Consider the following 4,485-nt stretch of genomic DNA (forward strand, 5'->3'; position numbering starts at 1 on the left):
GCAAAGCCTGTAGCGGACTTGAACCGCCAAGTTAACGCCCATGCTGGGCGCACTTAAACAAACGGACAATCAGCCCATTCCCTGATTGTCCGTTTTGCAAGGACCATTTTTTGAAAGAATATATGTCTGAAATTTAAAAGTTGCTGTCTGCGCCACAGCAAGGGAGATGGCAGAGGTAATTATTTTGGCCCTTTGCTAATAATAGATACACACAAATCTCAAAAATCTTGCTTCAAAACGCAATCTTAATAAATTCTTAATAAACCGAAAAGCATGTATATTTGAATTCATTGTTATTTGTAAATATTAATTATATAATTAATTAAAAAACAAGGGGATCAAAATGGAAATTGGCGAATTATTAAAACAATATCGTAAAGATATGCAACTCACTCAACAAGTTATGGCTGGTAATATCATGACACCTTCTTACTATGCCAAAATTGAAAAAGGACATCATCGAATTACTGCTGAGGATTTATTTGCTATATTAGACCACATTGGAGCTGATAAAGAAAAATTTATCCTTGATTTAGAAAAAGAGCCTAAAGAACGTATCTATAATAAATTTATTGGTAAAATCAATCATTCTACTCTTATTGAGGACCAAGAAGACTTATTTCAAATCCGTGAGGAGATAACTCATAATAAAGTATTGAGTACTCGACAAAAAAATGACCTTCGTATATTAATCAATATACATTTAAATCGTTTAACTAAAACAAATCATTACCTTTCCGAACAAGATATTCAATATATTCATGATAAAATTTTAGACTTAGAAATTTGGAACACATATAAATTATCTCTCTATGCAAATATGATAAATGTTTTTAGTTTAGAAACTAATAATATTTATATTAACTCTATTATTTCGAAAACTAATTACACGAATACACAAAAAAAAATAATCTTTGATATTATGCTAAAGCACATTAGTTCTTGCATTTCAAATAACTATGATAGTCTAGCTCAGTATTATATGGAATACTTAGCAAAAGAAAAAACAACAACTGAAAATTTATTCGAACGATTATTATATGAATATTACGTTCTAATTTTAAAGTATCGTCATGCACCAAGCCAAGAGATAGAAAGTAATATTAAGAAAATAATTGATGTTTATAGTATTGTAAATATAAAATCATTTGGAGAAAATTTAGAGAAGTTTTTTGAATTTACTTGTTTGAAAGCAAATAGATAAACTCTTTAAATTATATCAAAATAACCACTTCTCTTATTATAATGGTGAAATCAATATTCATTTTTCAGTCTTCCTTTATTTAATTAATAAATAAAGTATATGTTTTCAAAAAAAAATTATAGAAATCTTTCTAAATAAACACTTTTTTGTCTTTTACGACATAATAACCGATAAAGTCCATATAATTGTGTAAAAGTTAAAAGGCCATGTAACAGCCCTTTTACGGTACAATGTTTTTAACCACTAAAAACATACCCAGGAGGACGTTACATGACCCAAGTACATTTTACACTGAACAACGAAGAGGTTCAAAGTATTATTGAACATTCCGTTAAAGATGATGTGTCTAAAAATATTTTGACCACTGTTTTCAACCAATTGATGGAAAATCAACGAACAGAATATATTCAAGCCGATGACTATGAACGTTCAGAAAGTCGTCAGAGTCAAAGAAATGGCTATTATGAGCGAGACTTTACGACTCGTGTGGGCACACTCGAATTAAAAGTGCCTAGAACACGTGATGGTGAATTTTCACCGACGGTGTTTGAGCGTTATCAGCGAAATGAAAAGGCACTGCTCGCTTCAATGCTTGAGATGTATGTTTCAGGCGTTTCGACACGTAAAGTTTCAAAGATTGTTGAAAAGCTCTGTGGAAAATCGGTATCGAAATCTTTTGTTTCTAGCCTGACTGAACAGTTAGACCCGATGGTCAACGAATGGCAGAACCGTTCGCTCTCAGGTACGAATTATCCTTATCTGATGACTGATGTTCTCTACATAAAAGTCCGTGAGGACCATCGAGTGCTTTCTAAAAGCTGCCATATTGCGATCGGGATAACAGAAGGGGGTGATCGTGAAATCATTGGCTTCATGATCCAAAATGAAGAAAGTGATGACACATGGTCCATCTTCTTTGACTACTTAAAAGAACGCGGTCTACAGGGGACAGAACTCATCATTTCTGATGCCCATAAAGGCCTAGTGTCTGCGATTCGTAAGTCCTTTACCAACGCAAGTTGGCAGAGATGTCAGGTCCATTTTTTAAGAAATATCTTCAGTTCCATTCCAAAAAAGAATTCAAAACCGTTTAGAGAAGCAGTAAAAGCGATCTTTAAGTTTACGGATATTGAACTCGCTCGAACAGCTAAGAATGCCTTAGTCGGTGAATATATTGACCAGTCCAAATATACAAAAGCATGCGAAACATTGGATAATGGCTTCGAAGATGCCTTTCAATACACGGTCATCGGAAATGGCCACAATCGGCTAAAAAGCACCAACCTTCTTGAACGACTGAACCAGGAAGTCCGCAGAAGAGAAAAGATTATTCGTATCTTTCCCAACCGAGCGTCCGCCAATCGATTAATTGGAGCTGTCCTTATGGACCTTCATGATGAATGGCTCAGTTCTACAAGAAAATATATTAAGTTTGATCAATGAGTGACCGGTAAAACATTGTATAGTATTTTACACAGGATTGTGGACTTGACTTATAGAAAGGGCTTATAATGAAAAGACAACAAATTAAATACACACAAAATTTTATTACTGCTAAAGAAGACATTGAAGGCATATTATCCTTAACTAATATCTCACAGAATGATTTATTATATGAGATAGGATCTGGTAAAGGACATTTTACAAAAGAATTATGCAAAATTTGTAAGGAAGTAACTGCCATTGAAATTGATACAAAGATGTGTGAGGCAACTAGAAAAAGAGTTGGAAATCAAAATAATCTTAACATTATTAATGAGAATGTTTTGTCCTATAATTTCCCTCATGACAAGGATTATAAAATATTTGGAAATATACCTTACAACATCAGTACCGATCTTGTAAAAAAGATTGCTTACGAAACCTCGGCAAGCGACAGTTTTTTAACTGTAGAAGAAGGCTTTGCAAAAAGATTATTAGATATGAATCGAGCTTTGGCATTAATCCTTAGAAAAGATTTAGAAATATCAATCGTAAAAAATATTCCGAGAACAATATTTCATCCTAGACCTAGTGTTGACTCTTCACTAATTAGAATGAAAAGACTCAATAATTATATGACATCAAGAGATAGACAAATCTATGAGGATTTTGTGTATAGCTGGGTGAATAAAGATTATCGAAAATTATTTACTAAAAACCAAATTCGAAGAGTTAAACAAAATGTAAAGATTAATGATTTTAGTCAGGTCACATTGGAACAATTTGATAGTATATTTGAGAGTTATCAATTGTTTAATTAAATTTATAGATTATGATTCTTAAGTTTTATTCCTAATGTTGGCTAGACTATTGATATGTAGACAAACATAAATTCAGGCGGATTGCACAATGAGCAATTTTTAAGACATATTGATGAAAAGAGTGATGTATATTTGAAAAGCTCTACTAATACTAATATGAGCTGGATATAATCTTTTTGAAAGATTGATTGAAGAATTAGTTAAACATTAATCTTAACGAAAAATAGGAGAGACATGGAGCTATGCAGTGATTATGCATAGCCTTTGTCCCTCTTTAGTATTATTTTAAAGAAAATTTGTGTCATGTGTCGTATATAAATATTTACTTTGAAGGCACTTTTCAATAAAATTTGAGTGATAACAAGAAAACTTTGTGCAGATGATTTACCAGAAGAAGTAATTTCTTGTAAGGTTCTGTCTAGTCGATATGGAGGAGAAAAAGCATGAATTTAACAACAGAAAGAATGACCTTGAGAACTTTTAAATCACAAGATTTAAGAGATCTATTAGATTTTTATCAAGATGAAGAGGTTTGTAAATACTTGTTACATGAGCCATGGGATGATAGTACTGCTACTGAGTTATTAAATGAGAAAATAAATAATAATGAGCTTTCTGAAGCGAAGTTGTTGAACATAGCTTGTGTGTTAGAGGAGAAAGTTATCGGGGATATTTCTGTTTGGTACACCGATATGAAAGAAACGGTAGAAATTGGCTATGTTTTTAATCCTAAGTATTCTGGACGTGGATATACAAGTGAAGCGGTAACGAGAGTGATAGGCTATTTATTTTCAGAACATAATGTTCATCGTATCCAGGCGGTGCTAGATGCAAGAAATTTTGCCTCAGCGAAATTATGTCAAAGAGTAGGTATTCGACAAGAGGCACACTTTATCCAAGATTATTGGAGTAAAGGCGAATGGACGGATAGTTACGTCTATGCAATTTTGGCATCTGAGCATGTAATCTAATTACCATCCAAACCACACTTCCAACATACTATTATCAATTAATACGTTAACCACCATACATGTAGAG

General features: G+C 32.7%; 4 protein-coding genes. All 4 read left to right on the forward strand.

Translation table 11 applies throughout. The features are described 5' to 3' along the window. Window positions 1–343: 343 nt before the first annotated feature. The 4 genes from RQ893_RS08250 to RQ893_RS08265 all read left to right on the forward strand — a co-directional run bounded on the left by RQ893_RS08250 (window position 344) and on the right by RQ893_RS08265 (window position 4,418). Window positions 344–1,204, forward strand: coding sequence for a helix-turn-helix domain-containing protein (locus tag RQ893_RS08250; protein WP_101954780.1), 861 nt, complete (start codon window positions 344–346; stop codon window positions 1,202–1,204). A 270-nt stretch (window positions 1,205–1,474) separates the two neighbouring features. Then, window positions 1,475–2,647, forward strand: a complete 1,173-nt coding sequence (locus RQ893_RS08255; protein WP_006701406.1) for an IS256-like element IS1542 family transposase — start codon at window positions 1,475–1,477, stop codon at window positions 2,645–2,647. Between the two features lie 68 nt (window positions 2,648–2,715). Continuing rightward, window positions 2,716–3,447, forward strand: coding sequence for a 23S ribosomal RNA methyltransferase Erm (erm, locus tag RQ893_RS08260; protein ID WP_129752687.1), 732 nt, complete (start codon window positions 2,716–2,718; stop codon window positions 3,445–3,447). A 443-nt stretch (window positions 3,448–3,890) separates the two neighbouring features. Further along, window positions 3,891–4,418, forward strand: a complete 528-nt coding sequence (locus RQ893_RS08265) for a GNAT family N-acetyltransferase (RefSeq protein WP_311482544.1) — start codon at window positions 3,891–3,893, stop codon at window positions 4,416–4,418. Window positions 4,419–4,485: the final 67 nt, after the last annotated feature.

Origin of the sequence: uncultured Anaerococcus sp. (assembly GCF_963510915.1) — a bacterium.
Taxonomy (GTDB): domain Bacteria; phylum Bacillota; class Clostridia; order Tissierellales; family Peptoniphilaceae; genus Anaerococcus.